Below are 15234 nucleotides of genomic sequence, written 5' to 3'. Positions count from 1 at the left end.
CATTATACGCTGAATACTTCTACTTTTTTGCTGTCTGTTTTGTTGTAAGCTCCGTGCATCACAGGACCAACATACTCGTTTAGCTTCCAGCCGTTAGCAATAGCAGCTGCAACGAAGGTTTTTGCTGCTTTTACGGCATCGTGCACGTTTTCACCGTGAGCTAAGTTTGCAGTGATTGCCGCAGCGAAAGTACATCCTGCTCCATGGTTATAGCTTGTTTCTATTTTTTCGCTTTCTAATAAGTCAAAGTCTGTTCCGTCATAGAACAGGTCAACAGCTTTATCGTGGTCAAGCTGTTTTCCGCCTTTAACGACAACATTTTTTGCACCTAAGGCGTGAATTTTTTTAGCAGCTTCCTTCATTTGCTCTATGGTCTTAATTGGAGCCATTTGAGCTAATTGCGCTGCTTCAAACAAATTAGGCGTTACAACCAGAGAACGAGGCAATAATTCTTCACGCATCGCGTCTGTGTTTTCCGGCTGAAGCACTTCATCTTCCCCTTTACATACCATGACAGGGTCAAGAACATACTTCTCAATATTGTATTCATCAATTTTTTTTGCGCCTAAATTAATAATATCTACAGATCCCAGCATTCCGGATTTCATTGCATCTACGCCGACAGAAAGGATCGTGTTCAATTGTTTTTCAACGACTTCCGCATCAATCGGTGTAACGTCATGTCCCCAGCCTTCTGGATTCATTGTCACAATGGAAGTCAGAGCGGTCATGCCATATACATTATGCTCCTGAAAGGTTTTTAAATCTGCAGCAATCCCGGCTCCGCCGCTAGAGTCAGAACCAGCAAGGGTTAATGCTTTTTTCATAGTCATTGGTTTTCCTCCTTAAAGTCAGTTATACTCATAAATTAAATGATGCTGACTCTCTAAAAATTACTTTTCCTTTGTTGCTAGGATAATCCTTTCTAACTCAATTGTAAAGCCATCGAAATGCGACAGGCAAGATGCCGCTATACGTTAATAAACGAATCGGTTGCATTAATCTGTCCCTTTATCTTCGTTGCATGTAATTTTTCTCCCTGCAGCCATTTTTGAAAAGAGAAAATAAATGGCTGACGATTGCCTCCCAACGCAAACCAAGCAGCTTGTTCTTTTGGCAAGTACAGTGCTGTATGCAGTGTCCCTGCCCATGCACCGTATTTTTCAGAAAAGATTCCTTGTTCGATATCATTTAACATACGAAACGCTTCATAAGGTGTATGAATATCCCTCTGCTTTGTTAGGATTCTCTCCAGCCGTTCCATTGATTCATCTGAACGGTACCGGTTCTCTTCTGTTAATGCATTGAAATGGTTTGTACAGCTGCTATCTTCCCGGACAAAGAAAGAGCGGGGGGAAACCTCCACAACGAGTGATTTTCCAGTTGTATCTAATAATACATAGTTGAAGGTATTCCGGTGCGGGATCTCACGCAGTAATTGAACGGCTTCTTCCACAGTGGCACAGTTTTCTAAAAGCAGTCTGCCGATCATATTGCAGACAAAGCCATCGCCGGATTTTTTACGGTTGACGAAATTATAGCCCATCGTCAGCCCTTTTTCATTGATTCCGTCCGTACGCCCGGTGATTTGCATGGAAGGACCGGCACTGGCATATCCGGAATCAGAGGGGGCGAATAAAACATAACGGCCTTCATAGGAATGGGGGGCATTATCATAATTTCGTACCAGGTAATCCTGCTTGGTATTAATGGAACAGCCGCTGCGGCCGTATTCATAATAGTAACCGCCGAATTCGCGAATGGCATCATTCCAGGGGATGCCTAATCCATCACTTAATCCTTTTATTTCTTCCCAAATAGCCGGAGAAAATGCTTTGAATACTGCTTTTACTTCTTCTTCATCAACAAGGAAGTTTCTCCAGCGTTTGCTGAGCAGTGCTTTCCGATGGTTGATTATGGGTGAATTCTTTAGTTTTTCCGCCTGAAAAAGTCCGAATTGATAATGGCCTCCACGGAATTGTATAATATCAGCATGAACAGATTTCATTGTTGCTCTCCATTTCTTTCGTAAATGTATTGCTAGTGTATCTTGTTTAGAGTGATTAGAAAAGAAATCAGCTTTATCATGGAGAATCGTTCGTAAAACTCCTGCTAAGTGAACTTTCGTTTAATGGAAAAAGAGGAGATTCAGATGACAGAAAAGATAAGCTATACGGAATTATATCAAAAATTATTTCATTACTATGGCCCTCAAGGGTGGTGGCCAGCAGCTTCTGATTTTCAAATGCTGATCAGCGCTATTTTGGTTCAGCGGACAAATTGGAAAAATGTCGAGTTGGCTCTGGCGAACCTGGGGAAAGATGCAGCTGCTGAGCGTTTAATACAAATGGAAGAAGCAGTGCTTGCCGAAAAAATACGCCCAAGCGGCTTCTATCGAATGAAAGCGAAGAAAATTAAGGCCTGGCTGCATTGGTTTCAAAAATATGACTTTCAGGTAGAGAGGATTCAAAGCGTTGATCAAGCTGTTCTCCGTAAAGAACTGCTGGCAATCCATGGAATCGGAGAGGAAACTGCGGATGCGATGATGCTGTATGCTTTTGATAAAGCCGGTTTTATTGCGGATAACTATGCGATGCGGTTGTTTCATCGAATCGGCTATCAGCTTCCCAAAACCTATCATGCGCTTAAAATTGAAGTGGAAAATTTCTTTCCGCATGACTTAAAAATGCATCAGGAATTTCACGCATTAATTGTGGAGCATGGAAAACAATATTGTAAGAAGACGCCGTTATGTGAAAACTGTCCGCTTCTTTCGTTTTGCTGGACGGGGGAGAAAAAAGAACGGAATCTGTTAAGTTAAGAAGAATAAACTTTTAAAAAGGTGAATCAGGGACAGGAAATGAATTATCTACTGCCCTTGATTCTCTAATCGATCTATTTTTTTCTGTAAAAGGTCAAGCTGCTGCTGCATTTCTAACAGCTGGCGGCTCGTAACAGGTGAATTTTCTTCAAAAGCTGCTTCTTCCTCTTCTACATCTTCATTGTATAGAATCGTTGATCCGACGAGGGACATAATACTTCCTAATGTAGTAACCACTCCGCCATAATAAAGTAATTTATCACCAAGGCTTTTCTCGCTCACATTAAAATTTGTTGGGGTGTTAAGGAAAAAATTAGACATGATAGGACACTCCTGTAAATCTTTTTATTATTGTCTTATATTCATGGAATAGTTATATATAGGTTAATATATGTGTTTCCTAAAAAAACTCTACAAATAGCGGATGTTCATAAAATATTCATTTCTAAATGGTGCAGCGCACTGTGTGGTGAGCGGCGAAAAGCATGCTGTTGTATAATGGAGTAGAGGATATATTGTAATTGATTATGTTGTGTTTAAGGGTGGTGATCCGTTGTTAAAGGAATTTACAAAAGATTTTCGGAGCAGGATGATTTGGATGGGGGTGGCGTCCCTTTTTATGGCACTGGCCATCGTAGGGCAGAGCTATCTCGTGGTAACGATTATCCAGCAGCTGTTTTTGGATAATGCGGCATTTTCATCTATTCTTCCTGCTGTTTTTATATTGATTGGCATGCTTTTGGTACGAACGGTTTTTCAATATATGATAAAAGGCTCCGGCATAAAAATGGCTCAGACTGCGAAGGTTTCGATACGGGAAAAATTGCTCCGTCATTTTACCAGCCAGCCTATGATCGATGCAGATAAAGGACAGTCTGGCCGGAAGACAAGCTTATTTATGGATACGATCGATGAAATAGACGGCTATTTCAGTCAGTATCTCCCTCAGGTTATTCAATCTGTCGGCATTGTTCTGATTGTCTGGTTAGTTATTTTTATTCAAAATTGGACAAGCGGACTGATTATTCTTGTTTCCGCTCCCTTTATTCCTGTCTTTATGATGATTATTGGTATAAAAACAAAGGATAAATCAAAGGAACAGCTGTCTGAATTAGCAGCTTTTTCAGGAACGTTCCTGGATACATTACAGGGTCTGCCGACGGTGAAATTATTTGGCCGGTCTCAAGAGCAGAGAAATAAAATTGATCAGGATAGTACAAGCTTCCGGGATGCAACGATGGGTGTGCTGAAGGTTGCCTTTACAAACTCCTTAGCGCTGGAATTTATCGCTATGCTGAGTATCGGTCTGATTGCTTTAGAGATTGCAATCCGGATGATTATTTTTCAAAATCTCAGCTTTTTTACGGGCTTTTTTGTTTTACTTCTTGCGCCGGAGCTGTTCAGTCAATTGAAACAGCTGGGCTCCGCTTTTCATTCCGGACGCGCAAGTATGGGCGCAGCCTCACGGGTGGAGGATGTGCTTGATGAAGAGACGACTCCAGTTTCTTGGGGAACTGCTTCATTAAAAACCGATAAAGCACCCGAATTAAGGCTGGAACAGGCTTCCTTTCATTATGAAGAGGGAAACTTTCAATTAGCGCCGGCTTCGATGCGGATTTTACCGTATGAGCAGGTTGCCATTATTGGTAAAACCGGTGCAGGTAAGTCAACCTTGCTGCATGTATTAGCTGGTTTTCTGCCGGCGAAAGAAGGAAACTTTCTAATTGACGGTATTGCGCAAGAAAAGGTAGAAAAAGCAGATTGGTTCGGCCGGATTGGTTATTTATCGCAGCAGCCCTATGTGTTTTCTGGAACCGTACGGGATAATATATTACTCGGCTCTCAGGAAGAACAGCATGATAAAGTCATACAGGAGGTTGCGGAGCATGCAGGAATCTGGAAGTGGATTACTGCTTTACCAGACGGATTAGATACAATCATCGGAGAGGGAGGCAGAGGCTTATCGGGAGGAGAGAAGCAGCGGATTGCGATTGCCCGCACCCTTCTGAAAAAACCGCAAATTCTATTCTTTGATGAGCCGACAACCGGTCTCGATATCCAGACGGAGCATATTTTGCAAAAATCGTTAGATACCTTAAGAAACCAAACAACGATGATTACCGTTGCGCACCGCCTGCATACAATCCGTAACGCCGATAAAATCTTTCTGCTGGATCAGGGAGAAATAGCAGGAGAGGGGACACATGAACAACTTTACAAAAACAATGAAATGTATCGAAAAATGATCCATACACAGCAAGGAGGGCGGGAAGCATGAAGGATATCAGTCTGGTCTTAAAAATGATGTTGAAAGAAAAAAGGGATATTCTGATTTCTATCTTCTTTGGATTTTTAGCGGGGATTACCGCTGTCTCCTTATTTGCAGCAAGCGGTTATTTGATTTCACAAGCCGCTTTTGCACCGCCGATCTATACCTTGATGATTCTGGTAGCGAGTGTGAAGCTGCTGGGGATTACCTCAGCTGTCAGCAGATACGGGGAACGCTATTTTTCTCATCGCGGTACCTTTACGATTCTGAAAAATATCCGCCTGAAGGTTTATGATCAGATAGAGCCGCTGGCAAGCAGACTTTTGCAAAAATACAGAAGCGGGGATATTCTGGCACGGATCGTCGGTGATGTAGAGAGCTTACAGCATTTCTTTTTACGTGTGTTTTATCCGCCGGTGGTATTGGCAGCTGTTTTTACAGCTACGATTTTCTTTACGATGTATTTATCCATAGGAGTGGCTATGACAATGATTGGCGGTGTGATTATCGTACTGGTTGTTTTCCCATCCATCTTTTATCTGTTTCAGAAAAAGACAGCTGTAACGATGCGGGAAAAAAGAGGTGCATTGTCCTCGGAATTTACAGACTATCTGTACGGGTTCCGGGAATTGACAATCTTTCAACAGGCGGAAAGAAAAAAACAGCAGCTCGATAATAATATGAAGCAATACGAAGAAATAAAGGCGAAAGAAAATCGCCAGCTTGCTATCCGGGAAGCCGTTGTTATCTTCTTTTCTTTTTTCATTGCAGTAATTATTCTCGTGCAGGCAGGGTTTTATGTATCAGAGGGAAACCTTGCCGGAACACTGTTAGCGATGCTGTTTATGATTGCCATTACGGTGTTTGAGGATACGCCATCGATGGCAGTGCTTCCTGCGCATTTAGAAGAAAGCAAAGCTTCCTCTAAACGTCTCACCGAGGTTTGGGAAAAGGAGACGCAAACCGAAGAGGCTGTTCATGAAATTGAAACGGATGTACCGATTCAATTTGATTTTAAGGATGTTTCCATTCAATATCCTACTGAAAAGAAGCCGGCTGTGCGTCTCGCTGCTTTTCAAATCAAGCCGGGAACAAATATCGCCATTGTCGGGCCAAGCGGCTCAGGGAAATCGACGCTGATGCAGGCGATGCTCACTTTTGCTCCCATCCAATCCGGTCAACTTTTAGTAAATGGGGAAGAGCTTGATAAAATTGCTCCAGACAGTCTTTGGAGACAATTGAATGTATCCCTGCAGCATAATCATTTTTTCTACGGAAGTATTTATGAAAACCTGCGATTTGCGAATAAAGAGGCGGGGGAAGAAGCCTGCCAGGAAGCATTAGAAAAGGTTCAATTAAGCCATTTTTCATTAGAGGACCAAGTATTGGAAAAGGGAACGAACCTGTCTGGCGGAGAAAAACAGCGTCTGGCACTTGCCCGTCTGTTTTTACGGGATGCTTCTGTCTGGCTGCTGGATGAGCCAACCTCATCTTTAGATGCGATTACAGAGCAGGAAATAATGGAGGAAATAGAAAAGGCAACAAAATATCAGACGGTGGTAACCATCAGGCATCGTTTAACAGGCTTGGAAAAGATGGATCAGATTATTGTCATGAACCACGGAGAAGTCGTTGAACAAGGCACTTATATGGAGCTGATGGGGAAGAAAGACGGCTACTTTAAAGCGATGAAGGAGCTGGAAAATAGTCAACTGGTGTAACGGCAATAAACAGTCGTATCTAAAACGGATATTTTGTATTTTTCGCTTATATGGGGAACAAAAAAATGCCCTCAGCTAATCCGATTAAAAAATCGGTTAGCTGAGGGCATTTGTGCATTATCTATCCTTAGCTGCAGCGACAAATGCTAAAGCAATTGCTGCAATCAGGACGATGAAAGGAGCGATGAAAATCAGAAATTGGTTCAACATGTTATCACTTCTTTCCTTTAATATAGTTTTTATCAAACAGGAATAGCTTTAACAATAAATACAGAGACGGAACTAAAAGCGCCATACCTAAGATAAAGACAACGATAAGCGAGATGGCCATTGCCGGATTGGTAAACCCTTCATGAATGCTGATATGAGGGTATAAAAGGTATGGATAATGGGCTATCCCGTAACCGAAGAAAGCAAAGGCAAATTGTCCGGTAAGGAGCCAAAATGCTATTCCATAATTTCGGCGCTTCCAAATCAGGATGACGGTCAATATCCATAACACAAAGGAAACGGCAAACATCCACCAGAGACTTAAGAGATTTGCAAAATGAGCTTCGTTATGGAAGTAAAGCTCGACAATTATTCCTGAAGCGGCAATAATCAAAGGAATGGACCAGCCTAATGCGTACTTTCTCATTAAGTTTGTTGCATCCATATCGCCTGTTTCATTTGCATACCAGGTTAAGAACACTGCTGAGATATATAGCACAGCCACAATACTTAAAACAACAATGGACCAGGTTAACGGGCTGAAAAACAGGGCGCTGTAATCTAAGACCGGATTTCCATCCTCCATAAAGACAAAGCCACCCTCCGAAATGGTCAGAACAATCGACAGGGAAGCCGGAATAAGCAACCCGGACAGCCCGTACATAATGGCATATCCTTTATGCCCCTGTTTTCCGTAGGATTCAAATGCATAATAAGAACCCCGTATTGCCAGTAAAATCAGTGCCAAGCTGCCCGGAATCAGTAAAATGGTTCCGAAATAGTAAGCAGACTGCGGGAAGAAGCCGACGATTCCGACAAAGAAGAAGACAAAGAATACATTGGTAACCTCCCAGACAGGGGACAGGTAACGCTGAATGATTTTCGAAAGAATATGCTGCTTTCCGGTAACGATGCTGTAGGCATTGAAAAAGCCAGCTCCGTAATCAATGGATCCAACAATGATATAACCAAATAAGAATAACCAGAGTACGGAAATACCGATAATTTCTAATATCATGATTCGTCACCACCTTGCATACGTTCTAAATCTTTTTCAACCGGGTTTTTCCGGAACATATACGTTAATACAACAACCGTTCCGACACCCAGAATAAGGTAAAGGATGGCAAATAACACAAACATCCAGCCGACATAATCACTTGTTGTAGCAGCTTCCTCAATGGTCATCAGCCCTCTTAAAATCCATGGCTGGCGCCCGACTTCCGCCATCCACCAGCCGGCTTCAATGGCTAAGAAGGAGAGCGGTCCGCCTGCGACGATCAGCCAGCGGTACCATGTTTTTTCAACGAACGCCCATTTTCTCCGCATTCCAAACCAGTAAAGCAGAGATAAGGCAATCATAAACATCCCGATGGTGACCATCGTATCAAAGAAATAATGGATGACGAGCGGAGGCTGTTCTTCCGCCGGAAATTCCTCCAGACCGGTTACTTCTGAACTCGGGAAGCCATGTGCAAGAATACTCAAGGCATAAGGAATATGCAGGGCATAATTGGCTTCATTATTTTCATCTAACACGCCCCACATCACTAATGGCGCTTCCGTGCTTGTCTCAAAATGCCATTCTGCCGCAGCCAGCTTTTCGGGCTGATATTCTGCTAAGTATTTACCGGATAAATCACCGATCAAAGCTGTTGCGATTGCAAAGATTAAACCAATCTTCATAGCCATATGCAGGGACTTTTTATGATACTCCTGATTTTTCTTTTGAAGCAGCCGGAATGCCGCAATCGCAGCGAACATAAAGGCAATCGTCATATAGGCTGTAGACAGCACATGAGCAACCTTAGTCGGCATGGATACAGTAAACATGGCCAGAACCGGATTCGCATTAACCAAATCTCCGCCTATGATGTCAAAGCCTGCCGGGCTGTTCATAAATGAATTCACCACGGTGATAAAATAAGCTGACATACCGCCGCCGACAGCTACCGGAATCAATAAAAGCAAGTGTTTTTTCGGATTGTCAAAACGATCCCATGTATATAAATAAATTCCTAAGAAAATCGCTTCAAAGAAAAAGGCGAACACTTCCATAAATAATGGCATCGCGATAATATTTCCTGCTAATTCCATAAAGCTCGGCCACAGCAGAGATAATTGAAGTCCGATAATCGTACCTGTTACTACTCCGACAGCAACGGTAACAACAAATCCTTTCGCCCAGCGTCTGGCCATCAACAGGTAATGATTATCGTTATTTTTAATCCCGATCCACTGGGCAATCATAATCATTAAAGGAACACCGACACCGATTGTGGCATAAATAATATGAAATGATAATGTCAACAGCGTCAGCATTCGGCTGGCATACGCCGGATCCTCAAATAAGGTCATGGGTCAACCTCCTCTATTATGTGTTTTTTTACTCTATTTTTTTAACATTCCCTGTGTATGCAGTTTTAATCAGATTCTGTCAAAAATTCATATTGCTGAAGAAATTCCTCCTGATCATACGTTTTTTCAATAAAGGTCAGCTTGTTATGGTGATCGATGAGTACAATAGTGGATGCTCGGGTGCCATAATCAGGTGTTTCGATAAAGATGGAAGACAATGCTTTTTCTAAATCTGCACGAATCCCTGTCTGGGGCAGAAGTTCGCTGTCAGCTTGTGTCCTGTTTTGTAAGCTGTGTAATAAATCTTCTGTTTTCATTTCCGGGTGTGACTGAATATAATCCGTCAGTTCCTTTTTAGAATGTTCGACTTTTGGCCAGGGGGTATTTAGCGTATCGTTGCTTAATCCATGAACCCCTGCTTTTATCTTAGAACCCTGATTATACACATTATTATAGTGATACAAAGTGTCCTTGTCACCGAAAAGAATGTTATATCCGGCGTAGTTATGACGATTTTTTGAAAGGTGCTCTAAAAACAATTCCCCGTCAAAATTCTGTAACAAAAAATCTACCGGGAGTTCTCCGCGGGAAAATGTCTTAGATGCTGGAAGAGAAGGGTCCCGATAATTGGTCACCGCAGCAAATTTCCCCTGCTTGGAAACGGCCAGCCAGGTTCCCAGCTGGAGCAAATCTCTGCCGGCCAGAATATCCGGCATGTCATCCCAAAAAGCTGCCGGGAGCGTTGGTCTATGAAAAAATTCATCCCGGTTACTGAGTAAAATGAATTTATATTTTGGATGTGCATGATAGGCAAAGGTGATTAAGCACATGGAATAGCTCCTCCTTTTTCTTTTAATATCGAATGAATAGCTTGTCTTCAGTATACTTTTCTGATATTTTAGAATCAATGTTATCGCATTCCCTGAAATAAAATGCATTTCTCTATTGACAACGAGAAAAAATCTGATAATAATTAATATCAATACATCGAACGTTATGGAAGGACTAGTAAGTAAGCCGTCACAATGACAGAGATGGAATCAGAGGATAGAAGCAAATTTTAATTGCATTTGTCCAATGCTGTGAGATTCCTCATTGTTGATTTACTGAACCTGCCTTTATCAGTCTTATGCAAAACATAAGCGTCTTCCGAACGTTATCTCGGAATAAGTGAAATACGGTTGTCCAGGCGGGCGCAGTTAAAGAATCGTATTTAAGTTGTGGTGGTACCGCGGAAGTAAACTCTTTCGTCCCTTCTGTTTATAAGGGATGGAGGAGTTTTTTTATTGCCTGGTTGAAATGTTTTTAGAAAGTGAGAGGTGGGATGACAATGGCAGCAAAACGTATTGTCGTTAAAATAGGAAGCAGCTCGTTAACTAATACGCATGGGGAAATTGACCAACAGCAGCTGGAGGATCATGTGCATGCCCTCGCGCTGCTTCATCAGAATAATATGGAAGTGATTTTGGTTTCCTCGGGAGCAATTGCTGCAGGGTTTAAGCAGCTGGGCTATTCTTCAAGACCTGTTACGCAAAAAGGAAAGCAGGCTGCAGCGGCAGTCGGTCAGGGTCTGCTGATTCAGACCTATATGGAAAAGCTAAAAGAATACAATATTACTGCTGCTCAAATCCTTTTGACCAGAAGTGATTTTTCTGATCAGGGGAGATATCGAAATGCTTATGCGACAATGGAAGAATTGCTGGAGCGGCGGGTCATCCCGATTATCAATGAAAATGATACGATTGCCATTGACGAGCTTACGTTTGGAGATAACGATATGCTTTCTGCATTAGTAGGCGGTTTAATTCATGCGGATCATTTAATTCTTTTAACTGATATCAATGGCATATATGATAAAAATCCCACTAGACATCCGGACGCAACACGCTATGACCATTTAATGAAGCTCAGCACAGAGCTGATTGCACAAACAGACGCGACTGGCTCCAAAGTAGGGACAGGCGGGATGAAGTCGAAGCTGATGGCTGCGAAAATGGCATCTTCCGTGGGCATTCCGGTATTTATTGGACGGGGTTACGGAAAAGAGAAGCTGGCAGCTATTTTAGATGGGAAGGGCGACGGCACCTATATCGACAGTGAAAGAAAAGCGCATTTACCGGCGAATAAACAATGGATTTCCCTGCATTCGGATTTAGATGGCCGGGTAGTTATAGATGAAGGGGCAGAAAAAGCCTTAATGTATCATGGCAGCAGTTTGCTTTCCCCAGGTATTACGGCGGTGGAGGGCTATTTTGTAAAAGGGGACGTTGTCGAGGTTTATGGAAAGTCCGCTTTATTAGGGAGAGGACAGGTGAAATGTTCCTCCGAAGAATTAGATGCCGTTATGAAATTGCGTGAATCAGATTATATTCACGCTGTACCGACAATTGAGGTGATCCACCGTGACAAGTGGGTATCATTTGAGACAATGAAAGGGGAATTATCATGAGTGAAGTAATCGAAAAAGGAAAGCTTGCTAAAAAAGCCAGTTATCAAATTGGAACATGCACGACGAAGGAAAAAAATGAAGCATTATTAAAAATTGCCAATGGTTTGAGAAAAAATGAGGAAGCGATTCTTGCAGCCAATCGATTGGATATCCAGGCTGGAAAAGAGAAAGGCTTGTCTGCGTCACTGCTTGACCGTGTGGAATTAAATCAACAGCGTATTGCTGCCATTGCGGATGCGATTCTGCAAATTATTGATTTAACTGATCCAATCGGCGAAGTACTTGAAACGATTGAAAAGGATAATGGCCTAAAGATTATTAATACACGTGTCCCAATCGGCGTTGTCGGCATGATTTACGAAGCAAGACCAAATGTCACTGTTGATGCAGCAACACTTGCTGTTAAAACAGGAAATGCCATTATCCTACGAGGCAGCTCATCTGCGATTCATTCCAATTTGGCAATTGTCAAGGTAATCCATGAAGCATTGGAAGACAGTGCGGTTATTCCTGATGCGATTCAATTAATTGAGGATACAAGCAGAGAAACCGCAAGTGAACTATTTCGATTAAACGCATATTTAGACGTGCTTATCCCGCGTGGAGGGAAAAACCTGATTGATACCGTTGTCAGAGAGTCACGTGTTCCAGTAATCGAAACAGGTGCCGGAAACTGCCATGCTTATATTGATGATACGGCAAATCCGGAGATGGCAAAGGAAATTACTTTAAATGCGAAGCTGCAGAGACCATCTGTGTGTAATTCGATTGAATCGCTGCTTATTCAATCAGATTGGTTTGAACAGCACGGAAATGATTTAATCGCTTCCTTGATGGAACAGGGCGTTACAGTTCATGGCGATGCACGTATTGTAGAAAAGATACCTTTTGTTCAAGAGGCGGCAGAGGAAGACTGGAGAACGGAGTATCTTGGTTTAGAAATCAGTGTGAAAACCGTAGCGAATGTGCATGAAGCAATTGATCATATTAATACGTATGGCACGAAGCATTCAGAAGCAATTATTACAGAAACGGCAGCTCACGCTGAAACTTTCAAGCAAAAAGTAGATGCAACAACGGTGTACCATAATGCTTCTACGCGCTTTACGGATGGCTTTGAATTCGGGTTTGGTGCAGAAATTGGCATCAGCACACAAAAGCTGCATGCGAGAGGGCCAATGGGCTTAAAAGCATTAACATCGAATAAATTTATTGTTTCCGGTGAAGGGCAAATTCGGGAATAAGAGATAAATGTAGAAGGGAGCGGTTTTCGCTCCCTTTCTTTTGTGAAGAACACTAAATTAAATATGCTAAAATGAACTGCTTTTATTTGAATTTCAACATTATTATTCACAGACTACGGGAGACCAGAGCCCTTCTTTTTCCAATGTAACACTTTCTTCTTCATGCAAGTTCTCCATACACTTTTCAATAATCAGCTCGTTCGCTTTATGATTGTTATTAATTTGTATAGCCAAAATACTCCCAATGGTAATAATCGTAGTGCAAACGATAATTGCAAAGATAATATTCAATGTATCTTTTTTCAATTTTATCCGCTCCTTTCACCTTATTTAGACTACCAGTAATTGGTTATTCTTTAAAGGCTGGACACCAAGTCATTGCCAATTGTCAGTATCTTTCAGTTTGCAAAAGCAGGAAATCGCGATAGAATAACAATATAAAGGATGCAGAAAAGAGAGGTTCGACATGCTAGAGCAAATAACAGATGACATTTACCGTCTTGTTGTCCGGTTTAAAGGGGCTATGGGAGAGGTAAGCAGTTATCTTATCAAAGGCGACAATGGTTATACCGTGATTGATACAGGAATCCATGCACCAGAAACAAAAGCTTTATGGGAGCGTGTTCTAAGTAAGTATAAAATTGAAAAGCTTGTGCTGACACATACGCATGAGGATCATATCGGCTTAGCTCGCTGGTTTCAAGAAATCTATGAAATTCCTGTGTATGTGTCCAGACGCGGTTATGAAGAAATGCATAAGGGAAGAGATGCGAAAGCTCGTAAAAATCGAATAAAGCGTTTAATCAAAAAACATGGAGCTCCGCCGATTCCTTTAAAAATAAGAGATGAATCCCATATTTATAAATTTGAGCCGAAAGGATTTTTTGAAGATAATGATGAAATAACACTCGGAAACCGGTCATACCAGACGATATGGACGCCTGGCCACGCACCTGATCATTATTGCTTCTATCAGCCGGAAACAGAAATCATGATTATTGGTGATCATGTATTAAACCATCTTTCCCCGGTAATCGGGTTATGGATGGGAGAGGAACACAATCCGCTGGAAGCTTATTTTGAAGCACTGGAGCTATTGAAGGGCTATCAGGTACGCCAGGCATTGCCGGGGCATGGTGATATCATTGAAGACCTAAATGAACGGATAACAGATATATTCCAACGTCATGAAAAACGGCTGCAGCAATTATTGGAGCTGATGGAAGAGGAAGAAATGACTGCTTTTAAATTAACAACAAAAGCGTATGGTCCGATGAAAAGTCTTGCCTTTGCCAGTCAATTTATGGCGACCTTGACACGATTGATTTATTTAGAGGAACAGTCAAAAATAAACGTGCAGACTAAAAAAGGGAAGAATTTTTACGAACTACCGGCCAAAGATTTACAAGCTATTAGGAGCTGATAACAGATGAAGTTTGCAGCAATTGATTTTGAAACAGCCAATGAAAAAAGAAACAGTGCCTGTTCAATAGGTGTGGTCCGTTTTGATGAGCAGGAGATTTTGGACGAGTATTACTCCCTGATCAACCCGATGAGTGATTTTCGCAGTATGAATATCCGGATTCACGGTATCAGAGAGGATGACGTGCAGGATGCGCCTACTTTCGAAGACCTGTGGCCTGCCTTGTATGAAAAACTGGAAGGGCATATTATAGTAGCGCATAATGCCAGTTTTGACATGAGTGTGCTGCGTCAATCGCTATTAAAATATGATTTAAGACATCCTGACTTTACTTCCTTATGCACTGTGAAAATATCCCAGCGTGTATGGCCACATTTAGAAAATCACCGCTTGCATACAGTAGCTGATTATCATGATATTCCATTAATTCATCACCACGCTTTAGAAGATGCAAAGGCTTCTGCGTTTATTTTGATGAAGGCTCTGGAAGCACAGCAGGATGGGAATGCGGAACACTTTTTAGAAAGATGGCTGGCGTCAAAAGCCAGCAAACGCCGAAGCTATCCCAAAACAGGCTCTAAAAATAAGACAGGGCGGGGATCAACGAAGCTGTATTTATAAAAAATAGAATTTGATTTCACAGGAATTGATATCAGAAATCAAAAAAGATGGTTACTTTTTAACTGTTTAAAAAGAAAAAATTAGGCTATCCTTATCATTGCTTTTTTTAGAAAAAAGG

15 protein-coding genes are annotated in these 15234 nt (G+C 41.9%); 7 read left to right on the top strand and 8 right to left on the bottom strand.

What is annotated here, in order from left to right:
• Positions 1 to 2 precede the first annotated feature (2 nt).
• Complete coding sequence (gene pdxK, locus ACZSMY_RS06015) at positions 3 to 833, bottom strand: pyridoxine/pyridoxal/pyridoxamine kinase (RefSeq protein ID WP_193062019.1); 831 nt, start codon at positions 831 to 833, stop codon at positions 3 to 5.
• Between the two features lie 137 nt (positions 834 to 970).
• Positions 971 to 2008 carry a C45 family autoproteolytic acyltransferase/hydolase gene (locus ACZSMY_RS06010; protein ID WP_042533697.1) on the bottom strand — a complete coding sequence of 346 codons (1038 nt, stop codon included), beginning with the start codon at positions 2006 to 2008 and terminating at the stop codon, positions 971 to 973.
• Between the two features lie 144 nt (positions 2009 to 2152).
• On the opposite strand from ACZSMY_RS06010, the gene ACZSMY_RS06005 reads away from it, so the two are divergent.
• Positions 2153 to 2821 (top strand): endonuclease III domain-containing protein, encoded by a 669-nt coding sequence (locus tag ACZSMY_RS06005; RefSeq protein ID WP_042533699.1) that lies wholly within the window; start codon positions 2153 to 2155, stop codon positions 2819 to 2821.
• A gap of 48 nt (positions 2822 to 2869) precedes the next feature.
• On the opposite strand, the gene ACZSMY_RS06000 is transcribed toward ACZSMY_RS06005, so the two are convergent.
• Positions 2870 to 3142: a hypothetical protein gene (locus ACZSMY_RS06000; RefSeq protein ID WP_042533701.1), complete on the bottom strand. Its 273-nt coding sequence runs from the start codon at positions 3140 to 3142 to the stop codon at positions 2870 to 2872.
• Between the two features lie 232 nt (positions 3143 to 3374).
• Here ACZSMY_RS06000 and cydD point away from each other — a divergent pair, with 232 nt between their 5' ends.
• Both cydD and cydC read left to right on the top strand, forming a co-directional pair.
• Positions 3375 to 5099: a thiol reductant ABC exporter subunit CydD gene (gene cydD / locus ACZSMY_RS05995; RefSeq protein ID WP_052485054.1), complete on the top strand. Its 1725-nt coding sequence runs from the start codon at positions 3375 to 3377 to the stop codon at positions 5097 to 5099.
• Complete coding sequence (gene cydC / locus ACZSMY_RS05990) at positions 5096 to 6811, top strand: thiol reductant ABC exporter subunit CydC (RefSeq protein ID WP_465147550.1); 1716 nt, start codon at positions 5096 to 5098, stop codon at positions 6809 to 6811. The genes cydD and cydC overlap by 4 nt, the downstream gene beginning before the upstream one ends.
• A 117-nt stretch (positions 6812 to 6928) precedes the next feature.
• Here the strand turns inward: cydC and cydS are convergent, their stop codons facing one another.
• From cydS to ACZSMY_RS05970, 4 genes are all read right to left on the bottom strand, one after another.
• Positions 6929 to 7021: a cytochrome bd oxidase small subunit CydS family protein gene (cydS, locus tag ACZSMY_RS05985; protein WP_374705745.1), complete on the bottom strand. Its 93-nt coding sequence runs from the start codon at positions 7019 to 7021 to the stop codon at positions 6929 to 6931.
• Positions 7022 to 7025: 4 nt separating this feature from the next.
• A complete protein-coding gene (locus ACZSMY_RS05980; protein WP_193062024.1) occupies positions 7026 to 8039 on the bottom strand; it encodes a cytochrome d ubiquinol oxidase subunit II in 1014 nt (337 codons plus the stop codon).
• Positions 8036 to 9379, bottom strand: a complete 1344-nt coding sequence (locus tag ACZSMY_RS05975) for a cytochrome ubiquinol oxidase subunit I (protein ID WP_042533707.1) — start codon at positions 9377 to 9379, stop codon at positions 8036 to 8038. Before ACZSMY_RS05975 ends, ACZSMY_RS05980 begins: the two co-directional genes overlap by 4 nt.
• 65 nt (positions 9380 to 9444) lie before the next feature.
• Positions 9445 to 10209: an NRDE family protein gene (locus tag ACZSMY_RS05970; protein ID WP_289584604.1), complete on the bottom strand. Its 765-nt coding sequence runs from the start codon at positions 10207 to 10209 to the stop codon at positions 9445 to 9447.
• Between the two features lie 500 nt (positions 10210 to 10709).
• On the opposite strand from ACZSMY_RS05970, the gene proB reads away from it, so the two are divergent.
• Both proB and ACZSMY_RS05960 read left to right on the top strand, forming a co-directional pair.
• Entirely contained in the window at positions 10710 to 11828 is a 1119-nt protein-coding gene (gene proB / locus ACZSMY_RS05965; protein ID WP_042533711.1) for a glutamate 5-kinase, read from the top strand.
• Positions 11825 to 13072 carry a glutamate-5-semialdehyde dehydrogenase gene (locus ACZSMY_RS05960; RefSeq protein WP_368901616.1) on the top strand — a complete coding sequence of 416 codons (1248 nt, stop codon included), beginning with the start codon at positions 11825 to 11827 and terminating at the stop codon, positions 13070 to 13072. The genes proB and ACZSMY_RS05960 overlap by 4 nt, the downstream gene beginning before the upstream one ends.
• Before the next feature lie 102 nt (positions 13073 to 13174).
• Here ACZSMY_RS05960 and ACZSMY_RS05955 read toward each other — a convergent pair whose 3' ends face one another.
• Positions 13175 to 13378, bottom strand: coding sequence for a hypothetical protein (locus ACZSMY_RS05955; protein WP_368901617.1), 204 nt, complete (start codon positions 13376 to 13378; stop codon positions 13175 to 13177).
• Between the two features lie 160 nt (positions 13379 to 13538).
• On the opposite strand from ACZSMY_RS05955, the gene ACZSMY_RS05950 reads away from it, so the two are divergent.
• Both ACZSMY_RS05950 and ACZSMY_RS05945 read left to right on the top strand, forming a co-directional pair.
• Entirely contained in the window at positions 13539 to 14495 is a 957-nt protein-coding gene (locus ACZSMY_RS05950; RefSeq protein WP_465147549.1) for an MBL fold metallo-hydrolase, read from the top strand.
• Positions 14496 to 14501: 6 nt separating this feature from the next.
• Complete coding sequence (locus ACZSMY_RS05945; RefSeq protein WP_042533719.1) at positions 14502 to 15116, top strand: 3'-5' exonuclease; 615 nt, start codon at positions 14502 to 14504, stop codon at positions 15114 to 15116.
• Positions 15117 to 15234 lie beyond the last annotated feature (118 nt).

It is taken from the genome of Oceanobacillus sp. B139/18 (assembly GCF_055524595.1).
This window is presented reverse-complemented; position numbering and strand designations above follow the sequence as displayed.

Bases quoted from the DNA above. Each gene is read 5' to 3' on its own strand.
- ACZSMY_RS05975 (WP_042533707.1), bottom strand. From the start codon at position 9,379: ATGACCTTATTTGAGGATCCGGCGTATGCCAGCCGAATGCTGACGCTG.
- cydS (WP_374705745.1), bottom strand. From the start codon at position 7,021: ATGTTGAACCAATTTCTGATTTTCATCGCTCCTTTCATCGTCCTGATT.
- ACZSMY_RS05980 (WP_193062024.1), bottom strand. From the start codon at position 8,039: ATGATATTAGAAATTATCGGTATTTCCGTACTCTGGTTATTCTTATTT.
- ACZSMY_RS06010 (WP_042533697.1), bottom strand. From the start codon at position 2,008: ATGAAATCTGTTCATGCTGATATTATACAATTCCGTGGAGGCCATTAT.
- ACZSMY_RS06000 (WP_042533701.1), bottom strand. From the start codon at position 3,142: ATGTCTAATTTTTTCCTTAACACCCCAACAAATTTTAATGTGAGCGAG.
- proB (WP_042533711.1), top strand. From the start codon at position 10,710: ATGGCAGCAAAACGTATTGTCGTTAAAATAGGAAGCAGCTCGTTAACT.
- pdxK (WP_193062019.1), bottom strand. From the start codon at position 833: ATGACTATGAAAAAAGCATTAACCCTTGCTGGTTCTGACTCTAGCGGC.
- cydC (WP_465147550.1), top strand. From the start codon at position 5,096: ATGAAGGATATCAGTCTGGTCTTAAAAATGATGTTGAAAGAAAAAAGG.
- ACZSMY_RS05960 (WP_368901616.1), top strand. From the start codon at position 11,825: ATGAGTGAAGTAATCGAAAAAGGAAAGCTTGCTAAAAAAGCCAGTTAT.
- ACZSMY_RS06005 (WP_042533699.1), top strand. From the start codon at position 2,153: ATGACAGAAAAGATAAGCTATACGGAATTATATCAAAAATTATTTCAT.
- ACZSMY_RS05950 (WP_465147549.1), top strand. From the start codon at position 13,539: ATGCTAGAGCAAATAACAGATGACATTTACCGTCTTGTTGTCCGGTTT.
- ACZSMY_RS05970 (WP_289584604.1), bottom strand. From the start codon at position 10,209: ATGTGCTTAATCACCTTTGCCTATCATGCACATCCAAAATATAAATTC.
- ACZSMY_RS05945 (WP_042533719.1), top strand. From the start codon at position 14,502: ATGAAGTTTGCAGCAATTGATTTTGAAACAGCCAATGAAAAAAGAAAC.